Raw genomic sequence first — 16,696 nt, forward strand, 5'->3', positions numbered from 1 at the left:
AATCCCTATTATGAACCGCGGCCTGACCGGTATCACGGTTATATGACGTGTAGTGAAGCTAGCGGCCTGGCTGTTCCCAGATAGGTTTACGCTTGGAGAGAAAGGCATCGATCCCCTCGCCTGCGTCAGCGCTCAACATGTTTTCGGCCATCACATCGCCGGCAAAGTCGTAGGCGTCCTCGAGGGCCATTTGACGCTGGGGGTGGAACATGGACTTTCCGAAACGCACCGCCGCGGGGCTCTTGCTCCGGATCTGTGCCACCTTGTCGGCCACGGCAGCGTCCAGGTCGGCATCGTCGGTGACGCCACTCAACAGCCCCCACTCCAATGCCGTATCCGCATCGATGAAGTGGCCAGATATCAGCATGTCGAACGCCCGCTTGGGGAATATATTGCGCGACAGCGCCACGGCGGGGGTCGAACAGAACAGGCCCACGTTGATGCCCGATACCGCGAAGCTGGCTGATTGGGCGGCGATGGCGAGGTCGCAGCTGGCTACTAACTGGCACCCCGCCGCCGTGGCCATACCCTGGACGCTGGCGATGACAGGCACTGGCAGGGCGACGATACTCTGCATCACTCGGCTGCAACGACGAAACAACGCCTGGTAATAGGACTGTTCAGGATTGGAACGCATTTCCCTCAGGTCGTGACCGGCGCAAAACCCCCGCCCCTTGCCACCGATTACCACACAGCGAACGGCAGGATCGACGGCGATCGCATCCAGCTCCCGCTGCAACGCAGTCAGCATCGCCTCGGAAAGGGTGTTGAACTTATCCGGCCTATTCAACGTGAGATAGACAGCCCCGTCATTATCCTCTCTGAGAAGCACACTTTCAGAAGATTGATTGTTATTCATAATCTACTCCCCGCCAGGCATAGTTGATTAAACATCATTTGATCGTCACCTCGGCGGTGATAGAGTTACGGATAAAACAATTACGATGGGCATAGGCATGGATTCTGGCTATTGCATCCTGATTCGGCATGATATCGCCACCGAAGGTAATGCGCGGCGATAGCACAATACGCGTCACCTCCATCCCTTTATTAGCGCTGCTTTCCAAATGTCCGACGGGGTTGTCGTCATAGGAATCGACTCGATAACCTTGGAAGTCGGCAATTGCCAGAAAAAACAGCATGTGACAGCTGGACACCGCGCTGACCAGCATCTGTTCCGGGTCGGCGCAGCTTGAATCCCCTTTGAATTCAACCGACGCGGAAACGTTGATCTGCTGGCCACCATTCAATGTGACTTGGTGCTTGCGCGAGTAGGTTTCGACCTCGGTTTCATGAGGATTTCGCTGCCAACGGATGGCGGACTGGTGAACTGACATGGATAGGCTTCCCTTTCGGCGAATCCCTGAATCCTATGTGATGCGGCAAACGCCTGGAAAGCGACGATTTCTAAGCAGTAGGATTAGCTTGCCTAACGTGAGGACTTGCAATTTGGTAAAATTGCAAAAGGGATGTTCTACCAACCTCCACGAGGGTCGACACCGGACTGCCAGGCCGCCCATGGGTTAGAAAAGATAACCCAAATGCTTAGAATCTATCGCTTTACCGCTTGTAAGGCTCCGGATAGCCTGCCTTGGGCTGTCGACATTCAACCTACTTCACTTGAAAAAACACAAGCTTTAAATATCCCCTCGCCAGCCTTTGTGAATTTAGCGAGGGTTTGAAGCCAAGCGCGACACCTCTCAACCACTAAGTTACTCGTTTCAACAATTAAACACCCTATACGATGAGGCGCCGCATGAGCGAATCTTCCATGAAGACCCTGAATGTTGAATACGCGATCATCGGCGCCGGCACTGCCGGGCTGGGCGCCTACTCGAAGATAAGCCGTAAGACCGATAGCCTGGTGATGATCCAGGACGGTCCCTACGGCACCACCTGTGCTCGAGTCGGCTGCATGCCCAGCAAGCTGATGATCACCGCAGCCGATTACGCTCACCACTTGAACACCAGTGAGTTTTTCGGGGTGACAGCGACGGGCCGAGTGGATGGCCGCAAGGTCTTCGAACGGTTGCGCCGAGAGCGAGATAATCGATTTGTTGCCAACAATCTCCGCTATGTAGACAAGATTCCGGCCCACCATAAGCTTGAGGGGCGCGCCCGGTTCATCGGACCAGGCCGCCTCAGAGTGGGTGAAGCGGTCGAGGTCAATGCGAAGAAGTTCATCCTCGCCTGCGGCTCCAGGCCTGCTGTCAGCGAGGAGTTCGAGCCCGTAATGGCCCGCGTCCTCACCAGCGATACTGTCTTTGAGCTGGAGGATCTGCCCCGCTCGATAGCCGTGATAGGTACAGGAGTGATTGCGCTGGAACTGGGGCAGGCATTCCATCGACTGGGAGTCGAAACGACAATTTACGGCCGCTCCGGAAGGATCAACGCCCTCACCCATCCGGCCATGCAGCAGCAAGCGCTCGATCTCTTCTGCACCGAACTGGAGATCTATCCCGTCGGCCAGGTGGTGAGCACACGGGAGGATGCCGAAGGCGCCTGGATCGAGTTTGAGCAATCAAATGGCCAGCGGGTCACCAAGGTGTTCGACAGAGTACTGGTAGCCACGGGGAGGATACCCAATGTAGACCGATTGGGTATGCAGCATACGGGCGTGGAAGTCACTGAAGCAGGCGCAGTGACATTCGACCCGCAGACGATGCGCTGCTCGAACCTTCCTATTTTCATAGCCGGCGATGTGACCGACCACCTGCCGTTGTGGCACGAAGCCTTCGATGAAGGACGTATCGCCGCCGCGAATGCATTGAACTACCCGAACCCGATGCCTGCACAGCGTAGGCCGCCGTTGATGGTGGCCTTTACAGATCCTCAGATTGCTATAATCGGTCAGAGCTTTCGGCAACTGGAAGGCCAGGAGATTGTCATTGGCGACCTGCCGTTTACTAGTCCTCGCCATGTGGTTTGGAACAAGGTCCAAGGGCGCATTCAAGTCTACCTGGACGCGAAAACCGGCGAGATACTGGGGGCCGAGCTGCTCGGGTACAAGGCTGAACACCTGGCACACCTGCTTGCCCTAGCCATCACACACGGTATGACGGCAGAGCAGGTCCTGTCGATGCCGGTTTACCATCCCAGCGCCGAAGAGCTGTTACGAGACGTCTTGATCAATGCTCGGGACAAGTGTAGGCGTTACGCAGCCGAAAACATGAGTCATCAAGAGTGAAGAGTGTAACTGCCACCACTCAGGTACCCAGCGCAACGGGCCAGTTCAGTTGGCTGTACCTGCTTATCGGGCTGAAGGTAGTGATCTTCCTCGTTGCCCTGACGGTCAGTCGTTACGGGGACGTGCGCCTGGGTGAGCCGGCCATCACGAGGCCAAATTTATCGGTATGATCTAAACTGAGCTTAGGCCAAATCCACATGAATCGATGAAGGCCCCACCTGCGGAATCACTATAAAGGCTGGGAACACATGAGGAAAATTACCATTGATGCTGCAGATTTGCGTATTCTTTGTGCAGTACAGCAGCACGGGCAGCTCAGCAAGATCAAACTTTCCGAACTGGTCAACCTTTCGCCGACGCCATGCTGGATTCGATTCAATCGATTAAAGGAAGCCGGCCTGATACGCGGATATCATGCAGACATCTCGCTGGATAAAATCGTAGATGTCTCGAAAGTCATTGTAACTATTTCCTTGAAAGGCCATCAAAAATCGGCTTTCGAACGCTTTGAGTCTTATATCGGTCAAGTAGATGAAATAATCGAATGCATAGCGACGGGCGGTGGCATGGACTACGTCTTGAAAGTAGTCGCACCCAGCCTTTCCGCTTTTCAGTGCGTAATGGAAGAACTTCTTTCAGCGGAACTGGGAATTGAACGCTACATGACTTACATCGCAACCAGAGACATAAAATCGACTCAGCCCAAACTTTCCAGTTTAATGGCTGAATCAGGTGATTGAACCGGAAGCGAAAGATATCGGCGTAAAGCTCAGATATCTCTCCGGTAGTCTCTCCATGGGGACAAACAACTGGCATGCCACCGCTACCGAGACCCGAGCGGTCACCGAGATGCTTTGATCGACGAAGAGGCGCTGTTCGGGCAAGCCGAACCAAATGGTCTTCGCTGCGAAAGAAAATGGTCCGTTCAGTTTTAAATCACAGAAATTTTGGACCGTTTCACAGTGCCATGTGGGTCTATAGTGATGTTGTCAAGCCAGCCAGCACGGACACTCTCTTGTATTTTACATCATGAATCGAAAGGAGATTACAATGACAAACGTTACTTCAATCAGCATAGAAAAAGAAGATGACTTTGGGTTTGGAACTCAGATTCGAAAGTCCCCTTACTTTGACGCAACAGTACGCTGGGGAGCAAAAGGGTTTTCAGTATACAACCATATGTATATTCCGCGTGATTTCGGGGATCCGGAGCAGAATTTCTGGAATCTCGTGAATGAGGCCATCCTTTGCGATGTAGCCGGCGAACGACAGGTCGAAATCACAGGTCCGGATGCAGCGAAATTCGTGCAGAGCCTTACCCCGCGTGACTTGTCGGAAATGGCTGTTGGACAGTGCAAGTATATTCTCATCACCAATGCGGACGGTGGCATCCTTAACGACCCGATCCTGCTACGGCTGGCAGAGAATCACTTCTGGATCTCTCTGGCTGACAGCGACATCCTATTGTGGGCGCAAGGCGTTGCGGTTCATGCCGGGCTAGATGTCAGCATCCGCGAACCCGATGTTTCGCCTCTGCAATTACAAGGCCCGAACTCGGGCGAGGTGATGAAGAAACTCTTTGGCGAGAGCATCATGGACCTGCGCTACTACTGGTTGCGCGAGATCGAGCTTGATGGCATCCCACTGATTGTCTCGCGCACCGGCTGGTCGAGCGAACTGGGCTACGAACTTTACCTGCGTGACGGCACGCGAGGGGACGAACTCTGGGAAAAGATCATGGCGGCAGGTGCGCCCTTTGGGCTGAAGCCTGGTCATACCTCCACGATTCGCCGCATCGAAGGTGGGATGCTCTCCTATCACGCTGACGCGGACAGCAACACCAATCCTTACGAACTCGGGATGGACCGCCTGGTGAAACCGGATATGGAGGCGGATTTTATCGGCAAGGCCGCATTGCAACGCATCCGTGAAAATGGCGTGAGTCGTAAGCAGGTCGGGCTGCGGGTAGACATGGCACCCCTCAAGAAACCCAACACTAGGTTCTGGCCGCTTAGCAAAGATGGCGAAACCGTCGGAAAGGTGACCTCTGCGGTCTACTCCCCACGCCTCGAGCAGAATATTGCCTTGGCCATGGTTACCGCTGAACATGCCACGCTCGGCACCGAACTGCAAATTCCAACGGCATCCGGACCCGTGCAGGCTGTTGTTGTCGAAAAGCCATTCTTCGACCCTAAAAAGAAAATCGCCATATCGGCTTGAATAACAGGCCTAGTGGTTGGCTTACAAAGCAATTGCATTCGTGAAGCGCCATAGAGACATAATTACCCACCTCTTGTACTGGGAAGTATTCTCTGGCAAGGCGTGAAGTTCCTTGTTGATACTGAAGAAGCAAGTTGGCGTTTCACGGATCCTGGAATCCATTTTCAGCTTTACAGTGGCGCTGCCGTGAAAGGAGAGACATATGTATTCCATTCGTCTTTGGGCCGTGCGGCACGCGAGATTCCTTGAGCACGTATATAGATTATTCGAACCGGTAGTCGTCAATTTGCAGCCGCTTTGGAACTCGGTAGGCTACCAGCGCGCGGAAAAGACCGTGGGCAAACTGGAAAAGATCAGCAAAGAATTGCTTTTCGACTGCAAGATGTGTGGTCAGTGCGTCCTCATCTCTACCGGGATGTCATGCCCCATGAACTGTCCTAAATCATTGCGCAACGGCCCTTGTGGTGGGGTACGCACCAACGGCAATTGTGAGGTATATCCGGAGATGCGGTGTGTCTGGGTCGAAGCTTGGGATGGAAGCCAGAAGATGAAAGACGGCGACAAGATCCAGGTAGTGCAATTGCCCGTTGATCACCGTCAGAAGGGAACCTCGTCCTGGCTGCGTGTCGCTCGTAACGCGTCTAACTCGACACAAGGCCATAAGAACCCTTCAAGATGAACCTTTATGATGCGGAGTTCCTTCACAATAGTGAATAACTCGCCATGCAATCCATTTTACGCTTGAACAAAACAACACCAAAGACATCAAGTTACCGTCAGCTAAATAAACCAAAAAATACCCATACACAAAGGTTTCTGCCATGAGTGAAATTTCGGATTACTCCAACCAGTACATCCTCACTGTCAGTTGCAAAACCGCACCTGGCATCGTTGCCGGTATCGCATCTTATATTACAGATCGTGGCGGCTATATCGCGGAGCTGTCTCAATTTGATGACAAAATCAGTGGACAGTTCTTTTTGCGGACGTTGTTCAATATCACCCCGGACTCCAGCTACACCTTCGACGACATCTGCGCTGGATTCAATGACTTGGCAAACAAGCATGGCATAGAGTGGGCGATGCATGAGGTCATCCATCCGACTAAGGTCTTGATCATGGTATCCAAGTTCGACCACTGCCTGGTCGATCTTCTTTACCGTTATCGAAAAGGCGAATTTAATATCGATATCACTGCGGTCGTATCCAACCATCTGGATCTTCAACCACTAGTTGAGCGAGAAGGCTTTCACTTTGTTCACCTACCAGTGACAGCAGAAACCAAACTGGAAAAGGAAGCCGAGCTGCTCAACATCATCAAAGAGACCGGAACCGACCTGGTGGTACTGGCACGTTACATGCAAGTCTTGTCTGACAGTCTATGTAAGCAGCTGCACGGCCGAGCCATTAATATCCATCACTCCTTTCTGCCCGGCTTCAAAGGGGCCAAGCCTTATCATCAGGCATTTGAGCGTGGCGTTAAGCTGATCGGTGCCACTGCACATTACGTGACCGCGGATCTGGATGAAGGCCCGATTATCGAACAGGCCGTGCTGCCAGTTAATCATGCTTACTACCCGGATGAACTTGTTGCCCTTGGCCGCGACACCGAAACGAAAGCACTGGCAAGCGCCGTTAAGTTGCATACTGAGAACCGTGTATTCCTTTCAGGTAACAAAACCATTATTTTTAAATAGAAAAAGAGGGCATGATGACTCAATTAATAGACGGAAAAAAGCTCTCGAACCAGATCTTGCAAGAAGTTGCCTCTGAAGTCGAGCTGCTCAAGGGCGAACATGACATAGTGCCGACGCTGGCTGTCGTGCTGGTGGGGGAGGATCCCGCCAGCCAAGTGTACGTGAGAAACAAGGTGAAGCGGGCGAAAGAGGCGGGAATGGGTTCTATTGAGCACCGCCTTGATGCCGAAACCTCCCAGAACACACTGAATGAGCTAATTGATCATCTAAACAAAGATCCCGAGGTTCACGGCATTCTAGTGCAACTGCCGCTTCCATCACATCTCGATGAGGATGTGGTGATAGCCTCCATCCATCCAGCTAAAGATGTTGATGGCTTTCACCCACTAAACGTCGGGGCACTTGCTTCTGGGCGGCCATTGCTCGTGCCGTGCACGCCACAAGGTTGCATGATCATGTTGCACCAGATCCATCCGGACCTTAGTGGCAAGAATGTCGTAGTGGTGGGGCGCTCCAATATCGTAGGAAAGCCAATGGCTGCACTGCTCCTACAGGCAAACTGCACTGTCACTATTGCCCATTCACGAACCAAGGACATCGAATCACTGTGCCGCGATGCCGATATTGTGGTCGCGGCGGTCGGCCGCGCGGAGTTCATCAACGCTGACTGGATCAAGCCAGGTGCAACGATAATCGATGTCGGCATTAACGCCATTGATGTCGACGGCAAGAGAAAGCTCGTGGGTGATGTGCATTTCGAGTCGGTTGCCCGCGTCGCTGGTGCAATTACGCCCGTACCCGGTGGCGTGGGTCCAATGACGATCGCCTGCCTGCTCTTGAATACGACCCGTGCAGCAAGGTGTCAGTTGGCCTGATCGTTAAACCTCACCAACACGCCAAGAATGTCCAGTATCGCTCACAGGCGACGCGACAATAACAATAGAGGACCTCGCATGAACCACAACGACGAAATCACCATGGCCCCGGGCCATGATAACACCCAGGTGCTGGGCCTGGACTTCCACAACCCCGTCTTTCCCCTCTCTGCCTTGGCGATCATCGCCTTCATCCTCTATGCCCTGATCTATCCCGACGCTGCCAACACTCAGTTGACGGCCGCCCGGGGTTGGTCCATCGAGCATTTCGACTGGCTGTTCATGATCGTCGGCAATATCTTCGTGCTGCTCTGCCTGGTGCTGATCGTGCTGCCCCTGGGGCGCATCCGGCTGGGCGGTGAGAACGCCCGGCCGGAGCATTCGCGGCTCTCCTGGTTCAGTATGTTGTTTGCCGCCGGCATGGGCATTGGCCTGATGTTCTGGAGCGTGGCCGAACCGGTTGCTTATTACACTGACTGGTACGGTACGCCACTGAACGCCGCCGCCGGAACCCCGGAAGGGGCTAGTGCCGCCATCGGTGCCACCATGTTCCACTGGGGACTGCATCCCTGGGCCATCTACGGCGTGGTGGGCCTCTCCCTGGCCTTCTTCGCCTACAACCGTGGGCTACCGCTGAGCCTGCGCTCGGCCTTCACCCCGCTGCTGGGTAACCGGGTACGTGGCTGGCCCGGCCACCTGATCGACATCACTGCGGTACTGGCGACCATCTTCGGCCTGGCCACCTCGCTGGGCTTCGGGGCCTCCCAGGCCGCCGGCGGCCTCAACTACCTGTTCGACGTGCCCAACACCCTCGGCACCCAGATCGCCATCATCGTCGGTGTCACAGCGGTGGCGCTGTTCTCGGTGTGGCGCGGCATCGACGGGGGCGTGAAGCTGTTCTCCAATATCAACATGGTGCTCGCACTGCTGCTGCTGCTGTTCGTGGTGTTGACCGGCTCAACCCTGCTGTTCCTCAACGGCCTGTGGGACACCACCCTGGCCTACGCCAGCCATATCGTGCCGCTCTCCAGCTGGATCGGCCGCGATGACACCACCTGGTACCACGGCTGGACGGTGTTCTACTGGGCCTGGTGGATCTCCTGGTCGCCCTTCGTCGGCATGTTCATCGCGCGGGTCTCGCGCGGGCGCACGGTCCGCGAGTTCCTGACCGCTGTGCTGCTGGTGCCGACCCTGGTCACCATCGTCTGGATGAGCGCCTTCGGCGGCACCGCCCTAGCCCAGTCCGCGGCCGGCGTCGGCGAGCTGGCCAATGGCATCAGCGACGTCTCCCTGGCGATGTTCCACATGCTCGAGCAGCTGCCGCTGACGACCCTGACCTCCAGCCTGGCGATCCTGCTGGTGCTGATCTTCTTCGTCACCTCCTCGGATTCCGGCTCGCTGGTGATCGACAGCATCACGGCTGGCGGCAAGACCGATGCCCCGCGCGGCCAAAGGGTCTTCTGGGCCACCTTGGAAGGAGTGATCGCCGGAATACTGCTATACGGCGGCGGCGACGCCGCACTCGGCGCCCTTCAGGCCGGCGCCGTGGCCACTGGCCTGCCTTTCTCCCTGGTCTTGCTGGTGATGTGCGTGGGCCTGGTAAAGAGCCTGCGCCAGGAACATCGCGATCTGGTGCTTGCGGGCGCGACCTGATACACGGCTTTAACCCACCCTATGACGCCCCCTTCCGGGGGCGTCAATTTCTTGCGAAGCGGATTCTCACGCGAGCTTCATTTGCCGAGCATGCTCCGGGTAGCTAGGCTGATTCCGGAATGCTCGGCACTACCGAGGTACTGGCCTATTCGCCGCACCGTTTTCGACAGGAGGTTGAAAACCATGTCCAGACCTGAACACAGGCTAAAAACCTGAAGGATGATCCAGAGCTTCAAGATAGGCATGTTGGGTATTTTGGAAGACGACATGCCTCAAGGTCAGCGAAGGCACGCCGCAATTCGGAGCGAGGCTCTATGAAGCGCCTTACTCCACTCGGCATGGCGACCCTCGGCAGTGGGGTAATTGCCATCACCTATGGCCTGGCCCGCTTCGTATTCGGGCTGTTCCTGCCTTCGATGCGCGAGGAGCTGACGATTTCCTCCACCATGGCGGGTGTGATCGGCGCCCTGCCCTTCCTTAGCTTCGTTTTTGCGATTCTTGCGGCCCCTTGGGTGACTCGGAGCCTCGGGGTTCGGCACGCCGGAGCCGCGGCGGCTGGCCTGGCCGGGGTCGGGCTGATGACGATCGCCCTGGCACCTTCATCGCTACTGCTGGCCGCTGGCGTGCTGGTCTGCGGCATCAGTACCGGCCTCTCCTCACCGGCGATGGCCGAGGCTGTGTCCCGCGTCGTTCCGCCCGGGCTGCGCGGACGGGTCAATGCCACCATCAATGCAGGTACGAGCGTTGGGATCGCGCTCGCCATGCCCGCGGTGCTTATTTGGGCGCAAGCCTGGCGAAGTGCATATACCGGCTTCGCTGCGCTGGCGGCACTGGCTGCCTTGACGGCTTACTTCTACCTTCCCCGGGGCAAGCGCTCTACCTCTTCATCACGGCCCCGTTCAGCAGCCCTTCCTCGCAGTCGCAAGCAGTGGTTGAGAATCATCCGGCTAAGCGGCTTGGCCGCCGGGATGGGGTGCGTTAGCGCAGCCTATTGGGTGTTTGCCCCCGATGCGGTAATCACCGCCGGAGGGTTGGCGTCGAGCAAGACCGCTTGGATGTGGCTGGCAGTCGGCCTCGGTGGGCTAGTGGGTGGCAGCGCTGGTGATCTCATCTCGCGCTTCGGATCGCTCATCAGCCATATGACAGGCATCACGGTGATGGCCGCCAGCCTAGCGCTGCTGGCCCTGCATCCCAGCAACTTCGTCCTCGCCATGTCATCGGCGGCTCTGTTCGGCGCCGGGTACATGATCCTTACCGGGTTCCACCTGGTCAGGAGCGTTGAAATCATGGCCGACGCGCCCGCCTTCGCCCCGGTGCTTCCACTGCTGGCCACCTCGGTCGGCCAGGTCGCCGGCTCACCACTGGCAGGCTGGCTCGTCGGTACCGAAGGCCATGCCGCCACCTTCATGTTCTTCGCCACCCTGGGGCTCGCCGTCGCCGGGCTAGGGACCTGGCTGCTGAAGGAGAGAGCCGCTGTCGATGAGCGCACCCCCGGCTAGCTAGTCGTCTAGCTTGGAGAGCGCCGAATCCTTGTGCATGGCGATGTGATCGGTCTTGTCGCTCTTGATCTCGTATTGCGGCTCGTCCTCACTCGCATGGCGCTTGTGCCCCTTGTACTCCGTGTCCTGGGTATGAACCTTGATGATCTTGCCGCTTACCTGCCCCGCCTCGGAGTTCCAGCTGACGTGATCTCCCACCTTGAAGCGCTTGACCATGGTTCACCTCACACCTGTTGAATTGATTAGACGAACTGAAGCACGCCCAGGCTTCGATGGCTCGAATGTCGTCGGCGCGCCGATGTCGGCAGCCTACTATCGCGCTTGTCCATTGCAATCTCATGCGCATATGACAATAACTTTCATTTAAGAATGGATGAGCCATGGCCCCGATCACCCCGTGCCTGCCTCGCGTGCTGGTCGTAGAAGACGACAAAACGCTGAACGGCCAGATCTCCCGACTGTTGGAAGGCAACGGTTTCGAGACGCAGCAGTGCTATGCGGGGGAAGACGGGCTGCTGACGGCACTCAGCCAGCGTTTCGACCTGATCCTGTTCGACGTACTGCTGCCACGGCTGGATGGCTTCGAGGTGCCCGGCCGCGTCGGCGAACGAGGCTTCGAGCTGCTCGGCAGGCACGTAGAGCATCACGTAGCCCAGCCTGTTGTCGTCGCCCGGGTGACCGTCATGCACCTGCTCGGGATTGAACTGGATGACGTTGCCCGGCGGGCTGCGGTGAAACTCACCGCCACTGAAGAAGTCCTGCCGCCCGTAGAGGGTCACGCCGAAGGCGTACTCCTCGTGGGCATGGCGGTCGTAGCAGAAGTCGCTCAGCGACGCCTGGAGCACCGTGAGCTCGGGTATCTGTCGGCTCTTATAGTAGTCGAACCGGCTGGATTGCCTGGCCATGTCGCGCCTCCCTGAACGCCATACAGGGATAGCGTAAGCCGAGCCTCAGGGGAAGGCTTGGGTATTATTGCAGAAAACGGCTTGCCCCATGCCTGGCTCAGCGGAGCGGAAGATGCAGAATAGCGCCACGCAGCCCGCGCTCGTCGGCCCAGAGTTTGCCCAGGGTGATGGGTAGACGGAAGCGTCGCTTGCCTGCTGCACCGGGGTTGAACAGCAGTTGGCTGCCCTGCCATTCGTGGCGCGGCTTGTGGGAGTGGCCGTGGAGCACGGCGTCGCAGGGGGTGGCTGGGTCGAAATCCTGCAGGATATGCACCAGGTGCAGGTGCCAGCCGTTGACCGTGAGGTCCCGCTTCAGTGGCAGCGCCTCGGCCCAGGGGGCGGTGTCGATATTGCCGCGTATCGCCTTCACCGGCGCCAACTCCGCCAGCCGCTCGAGGATAGTGGCGTCCTCGTCCCGACTGCCCACGTCGCCCAGATGCAGGATGAGTTCGCAGCCCTCCAGCAGCGTGAGCGCCTCGGGGCGCAGCAGCCCGTGGGTATCGCTGATGATGCCGATCGGCAGCTCGGTGGTGATCGGGGACGTCATGGCTCACGTGTGGCTCTCACGCCCTTCCAGTCTTCGAGGTCCAGCTCGGGCCGCTCGGCACGGAAGCGAGCATAGAGTTCGATACCGTGCGAATCTTCCAGGATATCTACCTGAATGCCCTTGTCGCGCAGCAGCGTTTCCGTACCCGAGGCATTGGTCACGTCACCCACCACCACCCGAGCGAAGCCCCTCATGTGGAGCAGGGTCGCGCAGATCTCGCAGGGGCTCAGCGTGGTGAAGAGCGTGGCCCGGCTGAAGTCGCAGCGGCCGGCATCGCGAATGGCGGAGGTCTCCCCGTGGTTATAGGGGTGATTCTCCTGTACCAGGGTATTGTGCCCCTTGCCGAGGATCCGGCGCGTAGCGTTGTCGACGATCACCGCGCCGATGGGGCAGCCGCCTTCGTCATGGCTCTTCTGCGCCAGCAGTACCGCGATCCGCATGAGGTCGGCATCGGTCAGGCGTTGGGCGAACGCATCGTCCATCAATACCGGCAGGCTGGCGGTGGGCATGTGCGCGATGGCGGCCAAGGCTGCCTCCGTCACTTCCGAGCGTGAACTCAACAGGGTTTCCATGATGTCTCCGATGCTCCGGTCGATGGGTAAAGCTCGAACCGTCCGGCCCGAAATCATTCCGTTAACGTGCAGCCAGGAACGTCAATACTCGCTCAAGCATGAGAGCCGTTGCCTCGGCATCATACGAACCCGGAGAGCTGTCGGTAAAAAAATGTTGATTACCCGAGTAGAGGAACAACTCTGACTCCTTGACGGCTTCGGCGAGCGATTGGGCGGCATCTATGTCCCCCTCGCCAACAAAAATCGGATCGGTATCCATGGCATGGATCTGCACGGGCACGTTTTTGGGCCAAGCGGGCCCGAACTCCGAAACAGGTACGCAGAAATCGAATAATAGGGCACCACGCGCACCGGCTCGGGTTTGGGCAAGCTTCTGGGCCGGGAGCACGCCGAGAGAAATCCCGGCGTAGACGAGATCATTCGACAGCCCGTCTACCGCTCGCTCCCCACGTTCGATCACTTCACCAAACCCAAGCTCTTCAACGAATCCCATACCGCACTCGATACTGTCGAAAGTACGCCTACCGAAAAGATCGAGTATATGCGCTTCGTGCCCGGCCCGCCGCAACCTGTCGGCTTATGCGACGACACCAGGAGTCAGCCCTAGGGCGTGATGAAACAATACGATCTCAGCCATTCGGTTCTCTCGTGCATGATTCGCGTCGTTCCATACCGATAGCGATCCATTTCTGCATGAACTTCACCTAATCACTTCATCTCGAAACCGCGCTTGGTCAGGAACTCGCGCATATGGGCGCGCAGCTTGCTGTCGAACAGCGGAGTGAGGTTGCGCGACCAGTTACTGTCCTTGTTGCCACCCTTACGTTCGCTGTAGTAGGCCTGCATGGCCTCGTCGAAGGCCGCCACCTGCTCCCTGTCGTCGGTGTAGTAATCCTCCTTGAGGATAGCGTCTACCGGCAGGCGCGGTTTGACGTCCGGATCGATGGCCGGATAGCCGAGGCACATGCCGAACACCGGGAAAACGTGCTCCGGCAGGTGCAGCAGGTCGCTGATGGCCTGAGGATTGTTGCGAATACCCCCGATGTAGCAGATGCCGAGCCCCTCGGATTCGGCGGCGATGGCGACGTTCTGGGCCATCAGTGCGGTATCCACGCTGGCCACCACCAGTTGCTCGGTCATGCCGCGCACGACGTTGGCACCGGTGCGCTCGGAGGCCTCGGTAGGACGTTTCATGTCGGCGCAGAACACCAGGAAATCGGAGGCGGTGGCGACATACGCCTGGCCGCCGGCCAGCTCGGCGATCTTCTCGCGGTTAGCAGGGTCCTTTACGTGAATGACGGTGTAGGCTTGTACGTGGCTGGAGGTCGCCGCAGCCTGGCCTGCTCGAATCAGATCCAGCAGCAGCTCGTGCGGGATCTTCCGGTCGGTGAATTTGCGAATCGAGCGGTGGGATTTCAGCAGTTCGATGGTGGAATTCATGTCGCCTCGCGTAATGCCTGTCTATCGTTACTCTGCTTAGTATCTTTCATTCGCCTGCGCATTGCATGGCCTGCCCTGGAGTATCGAATGCGACAAGCCATGCCGAGCCTTAGCGGGCGCCTGGAAACCAAATGCGAATCGCACGCGGAGTCAAAATCAAGCAGCTGAATTTAAAGGAAAAATTGACCATAACTTCTATTCACCCTAGGATGAGCCAATCTACTCTCTTGCGTTAACACAGGGAACCGCATGAAAGGCAAACAGACCATCATCGAGGCCTTGAACGGCCTGCTGGCAGCGGAACTCGCCGCCATGGACCAGTACTTCATCCACTCCGAAATGTACGCTGACTGGGGGCTCACCAAGCTCTATGAGCGCATCGCCCACGAATTCGACGACGAAAAGGGGCATGCCAAGCAGCTGATCGAGCGGATTCTGTTCCTGGAAGGCAAGCCCGACATGCATACCCGTACCCCGGTGCGCATCGGCCAGGACGTAGAGGAAATGCTCGGCAATGACCTTCAGCTCGAATACGAAGTGGGGTGATGCCCTGAAGGAAGGCATCGCCCTTTGCGAGCAGGAGCGGGACTTCCAGACCCGCAACGTACTGCTGGGACTGCTGGCAGACACCGAAGAAGACCATGCCTACTGGCTCGAGCAGCAGCTACGGTTGATCAAGATGCTGGGCAAGCCGAACTACCTGCTCTCCCAGATGTGAGCCCAGGACGCCCGGTCGAGATTGCCATGCTAAGCTCGTGTGACTTATTAGCTCGATAATGGAATGACGCATGGAAGAGATCGGCCTGAGATGGCTGCTGGGCCAAGGGGTCAGCCTGGTGGCGCTTGCCCTGTGCATCGTGGCCTTCGCCAGCAAGCGCGACGACCGTCTGTTCGTGCTGCTGCTGTTCGCCAATGTCGCCTTCGCCGCGCAGTTCGCCCTCTTCGAGAGTTGGGTGGCCGCGGGTATCTCGGCGCTGATCGTGCTGCGCATTGCCCTGGTGCGCCGCTTTCGGCGCAATCCGGCGATCATGCTCGGCATGCTGCTGGCCACGCTTTTGGTCGCCGCTCTGACCTGGAGCGGCCCGCGGGACATTCCGGCCTTGGCTGCAGGCCTGCTCGGCACCTACGGCATGTTCATGCTGAGTGGCATTCCGATGCGCATCGCCCTGGCCGGGGCAGCGCTGTGCTGGGTTGCCAGCAACGTGCTGGCGGGCTCGATCGGCGGCACCATTGCCGAGAGCCTGATCTTCCTGACCAATGTGCTCACCATGCTGCGTATGCGGCGAGACGCACGGTTGCAGTGTTCGGCATAAGAAGAGGCGACATACTGTCGAAAACATCACGACTCAATCGACTAGCAGGAGTCAGCACAATCGACTAATCCTGTTACACCACTCGATGGAGTTTTCTTATGTCGCGCATGATCTTCGTGAACCTACCCGTTGCCGATCTGCATAAATCGATGGCGTTCTACGAGGCGCTGGGCTTCACCAACAATCCGCATTTCACCGACGAGACGGCCGCGGGCATGGTGCTGAGCGAGACGATCCACGTGATGCTGCTCACCCATGATAAGTGGCGCACCTTCACCGACCGCCCGATTCCGCCGGCCGATTCCAGCGAAGTGATGCTCGCCCTGTCGTGTGAGAACCGCGAGGCGGTGGATGCCATGTGCGAGGCAGCTTCGGCCAATGGCGGCACGGCGGATAACAACCCTCTTCAGGATCACGGTTTCATGTACGGTCGCTCCCTGACGGACCTCGATGGCCACGTCTGGGAGTCATTCTGGATGGATCCGGCTGCAATACCATCGAACGATTAACGATCCGGCGGTTCACCGAACTCCGTAGCGTTACTGTGGCTGTCCAGATATTTCATTCTTCGAGCACGTCCCGCCCCTCGCTCAGTCAGGGCGAGCTGGCGGTGGGGCCATTCCCGGTGGGTATCGCTGATTCTGACAAGCGGCTCTGGCTCGGCGATCAATGGCTGGAGCAGCCACCAGAACATCAGTTCGCCCAGGTAGGGCAGCGGTTCTTACTCGCGCCTCAGGCGCAGCATTTCG

General features: G+C 57.5%; 18 protein-coding genes and 3 pseudogenes. 13 read left to right on the forward strand and 8 right to left on the reverse strand.

Annotation, left to right across the window (positions count from 1 at the left end):
- Nucleotides 1-58 precede the first annotated feature (58 nt).
- Together HNO52_RS16870 and HNO52_RS16875 are read right to left on the reverse strand one after the other, a co-directional pair.
- Complete coding sequence (locus HNO52_RS16870) at nt 59-859, reverse strand: enoyl-CoA hydratase (protein WP_197566394.1); 801 nt, start codon at nt 857-859, stop codon at nt 59-61.
- Nucleotides 860-893: 34 nt separating this feature from the next.
- Nucleotides 894-1,337, reverse strand: coding sequence for an OsmC family protein (locus HNO52_RS16875; protein WP_197566395.1), 444 nt, complete (start codon nt 1,335-1,337; stop codon nt 894-896).
- A gap of 419 nt (nt 1,338-1,756) precedes the next feature.
- On the opposite strand from HNO52_RS16875, the gene HNO52_RS16880 reads away from it, so the two are divergent.
- From HNO52_RS16880 to HNO52_RS16920, 9 genes are all read left to right on the forward strand, one after another.
- The gene (locus HNO52_RS16880; protein ID WP_197566396.1) at nt 1,757-3,187 is read left to right on the forward strand and encodes a dihydrolipoyl dehydrogenase; all 1,431 of its coding nucleotides are present in this window, start codon (nt 1,757-1,759) and stop codon (nt 3,185-3,187) included.
- Complete coding sequence (locus HNO52_RS21505) at nt 3,184-3,357, forward strand: BCCT family transporter (RefSeq protein WP_197566397.1); 174 nt, start codon at nt 3,184-3,186, stop codon at nt 3,355-3,357. The genes HNO52_RS16880 and HNO52_RS21505 overlap by 4 nt, the downstream gene beginning before the upstream one ends.
- A gap of 78 nt (nt 3,358-3,435) precedes the next feature.
- Complete coding sequence (locus HNO52_RS16890; RefSeq protein WP_197566398.1) at nt 3,436-3,927, forward strand: Lrp/AsnC family transcriptional regulator; 492 nt, start codon at nt 3,436-3,438, stop codon at nt 3,925-3,927.
- Between the two features lie 310 nt (nt 3,928-4,237).
- Nucleotides 4,238-5,407 (forward strand): glycine cleavage T C-terminal barrel domain-containing protein, encoded by a 1,170-nt coding sequence (locus tag HNO52_RS16895; protein WP_232090362.1) that lies wholly within the window; start codon nt 4,238-4,240, stop codon nt 5,405-5,407.
- A 202-nt stretch (nt 5,408-5,609) separates the two neighbouring features.
- A complete protein-coding gene (locus tag HNO52_RS16900) occupies nt 5,610-6,086 on the forward strand; it encodes a methylenetetrahydrofolate reductase C-terminal domain-containing protein (protein WP_197566399.1) in 477 nt (158 codons plus the stop codon).
- 142 nt (nt 6,087-6,228) lie between these two features.
- Nucleotides 6,229-7,104, forward strand: a complete 876-nt coding sequence (gene purU / locus HNO52_RS16905) for a formyltetrahydrofolate deformylase (RefSeq protein WP_197566400.1) — start codon at nt 6,229-6,231, stop codon at nt 7,102-7,104.
- A 14-nt stretch (nt 7,105-7,118) separates the two neighbouring features.
- Nucleotides 7,119-7,979, forward strand: a complete 861-nt coding sequence (folD, locus tag HNO52_RS16910) for a bifunctional methylenetetrahydrofolate dehydrogenase/methenyltetrahydrofolate cyclohydrolase FolD (RefSeq protein ID WP_197569276.1) — start codon at nt 7,119-7,121, stop codon at nt 7,977-7,979.
- Between the two features lie 78 nt (nt 7,980-8,057).
- A complete protein-coding gene (locus HNO52_RS16915; RefSeq protein ID WP_197566401.1) occupies nt 8,058-9,632 on the forward strand; it encodes a BCCT family transporter in 1,575 nt (524 codons plus the stop codon).
- A gap of 314 nt (nt 9,633-9,946) precedes the next feature.
- Nucleotides 9,947-11,131, forward strand: a complete 1,185-nt coding sequence (locus tag HNO52_RS16920; protein WP_197566402.1) for an MFS transporter — start codon at nt 9,947-9,949, stop codon at nt 11,129-11,131.
- Here the strand turns inward: HNO52_RS16920 and HNO52_RS16925 are convergent, their stop codons facing one another.
- Nucleotides 11,132-11,347 (reverse strand): hypervirulence associated TUDOR domain-containing protein, encoded by a 216-nt coding sequence (locus HNO52_RS16925; RefSeq protein ID WP_197566403.1) that lies wholly within the window; start codon nt 11,345-11,347, stop codon nt 11,132-11,134.
- A 164-nt stretch (nt 11,348-11,511) separates the two neighbouring features.
- Between HNO52_RS16925 and HNO52_RS21130 the strand changes: the two are divergent.
- Nucleotides 11,512-11,670, forward strand: a pseudogene (locus tag HNO52_RS21130) (response regulator); the annotation flags it as partial.
- Nucleotides 11,671-11,751: 81 nt separating this feature from the next.
- Here HNO52_RS21130 and HNO52_RS21135 read toward each other — a convergent pair.
- The 5 genes and pseudogenes from HNO52_RS21135 to nfsA all read right to left on the reverse strand — a co-directional run.
- A pseudogene (locus HNO52_RS21135) lies at nt 11,752-12,036 on the reverse strand (AraC family ligand binding domain-containing protein); the annotation flags it as partial.
- Nucleotides 12,037-12,133: 97 nt separating this feature from the next.
- Nucleotides 12,134-12,622: a metallophosphoesterase family protein gene (locus HNO52_RS16935; RefSeq protein WP_197566405.1), complete on the reverse strand. Its 489-nt coding sequence runs from the start codon at nt 12,620-12,622 to the stop codon at nt 12,134-12,136.
- On the reverse strand, nt 12,619-13,194 hold the full coding sequence (locus tag HNO52_RS16940; protein WP_197566406.1) for a nucleoside deaminase: 576 nt from the start codon (nt 13,192-13,194) through the stop codon (nt 12,619-12,621). Before HNO52_RS16940 ends, HNO52_RS16935 begins: the two co-directional genes overlap by 4 nt.
- A 61-nt stretch (nt 13,195-13,255) precedes the next feature.
- Entirely contained in the window at nt 13,256-13,687 is a 432-nt protein-coding gene (locus HNO52_RS16945) for a dienelactone hydrolase family protein (protein ID WP_197566407.1), read from the reverse strand.
- A gap of 215 nt (nt 13,688-13,902) precedes the next feature.
- Nucleotides 13,903-14,634, reverse strand: coding sequence for an oxygen-insensitive NADPH nitroreductase (nfsA, locus tag HNO52_RS16950; RefSeq protein ID WP_197566408.1), 732 nt, complete (start codon nt 14,632-14,634; stop codon nt 13,903-13,905).
- A 249-nt stretch (nt 14,635-14,883) separates the two neighbouring features.
- Here nfsA and bfr point away from each other — a divergent pair.
- From bfr to HNO52_RS16965, 3 genes and pseudogenes are all read left to right on the forward strand, one after another.
- Nucleotides 14,884-15,352, forward strand: a pseudogene (gene bfr / locus HNO52_RS16955) (bacterioferritin).
- 70 nt (nt 15,353-15,422) lie between these two features.
- A complete protein-coding gene (locus tag HNO52_RS16960) occupies nt 15,423-15,947 on the forward strand; it encodes a YgjV family protein (protein ID WP_197566409.1) in 525 nt (174 codons plus the stop codon).
- Nucleotides 15,948-16,045: 98 nt separating this feature from the next.
- Nucleotides 16,046-16,456: a VOC family protein gene (locus HNO52_RS16965; protein ID WP_197566410.1), complete on the forward strand. Its 411-nt coding sequence runs from the start codon at nt 16,046-16,048 to the stop codon at nt 16,454-16,456.
- Nucleotides 16,457-16,696: the final 240 nt, after the last annotated feature.

The organism is Halomonas sp. MCCC 1A13316 (assembly GCF_014931605.1).
Taxonomy (GTDB): Bacteria; Pseudomonadota; Gammaproteobacteria; order Pseudomonadales; family Halomonadaceae; genus Halomonas.

Bases quoted from the DNA above. Each gene is read 5' to 3' on its own strand.
- HNO52_RS16925 (WP_197566403.1), bottom strand. From the start codon at position 11,347: ATGGTCAAGCGCTTCAAGGTGGGAGATCACGTCAGCTGGAACTCCGAG.
- HNO52_RS16940 (WP_197566406.1), bottom strand. From the start codon at position 13,194: ATGGAAACCCTGTTGAGTTCACGCTCGGAAGTGACGGAGGCAGCCTTG.
- purU (WP_197566400.1), top strand. From the start codon at position 6,229: ATGAGTGAAATTTCGGATTACTCCAACCAGTACATCCTCACTGTCAGT.
- HNO52_RS16960 (WP_197566409.1), top strand. From the start codon at position 15,423: ATGGAAGAGATCGGCCTGAGATGGCTGCTGGGCCAAGGGGTCAGCCTG.
- HNO52_RS16890 (WP_197566398.1), top strand. From the start codon at position 3,436: ATGAGGAAAATTACCATTGATGCTGCAGATTTGCGTATTCTTTGTGCA.
- HNO52_RS16870 (WP_197566394.1), bottom strand. From the start codon at position 859: ATGAATAACAATCAATCTTCTGAAAGTGTGCTTCTCAGAGAGGATAAT.
- HNO52_RS16965 (WP_197566410.1), top strand. From the start codon at position 16,046: ATGTCGCGCATGATCTTCGTGAACCTACCCGTTGCCGATCTGCATAAA.
- HNO52_RS16900 (WP_197566399.1), top strand. From the start codon at position 5,610: ATGTATTCCATTCGTCTTTGGGCCGTGCGGCACGCGAGATTCCTTGAG.
- HNO52_RS16945 (WP_197566407.1), bottom strand. From the start codon at position 13,687: ATGGGATTCGTTGAAGAGCTTGGGTTTGGTGAAGTGATCGAACGTGGG.
- HNO52_RS16880 (WP_197566396.1), top strand. From the start codon at position 1,757: ATGAGCGAATCTTCCATGAAGACCCTGAATGTTGAATACGCGATCATC.
- HNO52_RS16875 (WP_197566395.1), bottom strand. From the start codon at position 1,337: ATGTCAGTTCACCAGTCCGCCATCCGTTGGCAGCGAAATCCTCATGAA.
- nfsA (WP_197566408.1), bottom strand. From the start codon at position 14,634: ATGAATTCCACCATCGAACTGCTGAAATCCCACCGCTCGATTCGCAAA.
- HNO52_RS16935 (WP_197566405.1), bottom strand. From the start codon at position 12,622: ATGACGTCCCCGATCACCACCGAGCTGCCGATCGGCATCATCAGCGAT.
- HNO52_RS16915 (WP_197566401.1), top strand. From the start codon at position 8,058: ATGAACCACAACGACGAAATCACCATGGCCCCGGGCCATGATAACACC.
- HNO52_RS16895 (WP_232090362.1), top strand. From the start codon at position 4,238: ATGACAAACGTTACTTCAATCAGCATAGAAAAAGAAGATGACTTTGGG.
- folD (WP_197569276.1), top strand. From the start codon at position 7,119: ATGACTCAATTAATAGACGGAAAAAAGCTCTCGAACCAGATCTTGCAA.
- HNO52_RS16920 (WP_197566402.1), top strand. From the start codon at position 9,947: ATGAAGCGCCTTACTCCACTCGGCATGGCGACCCTCGGCAGTGGGGTA.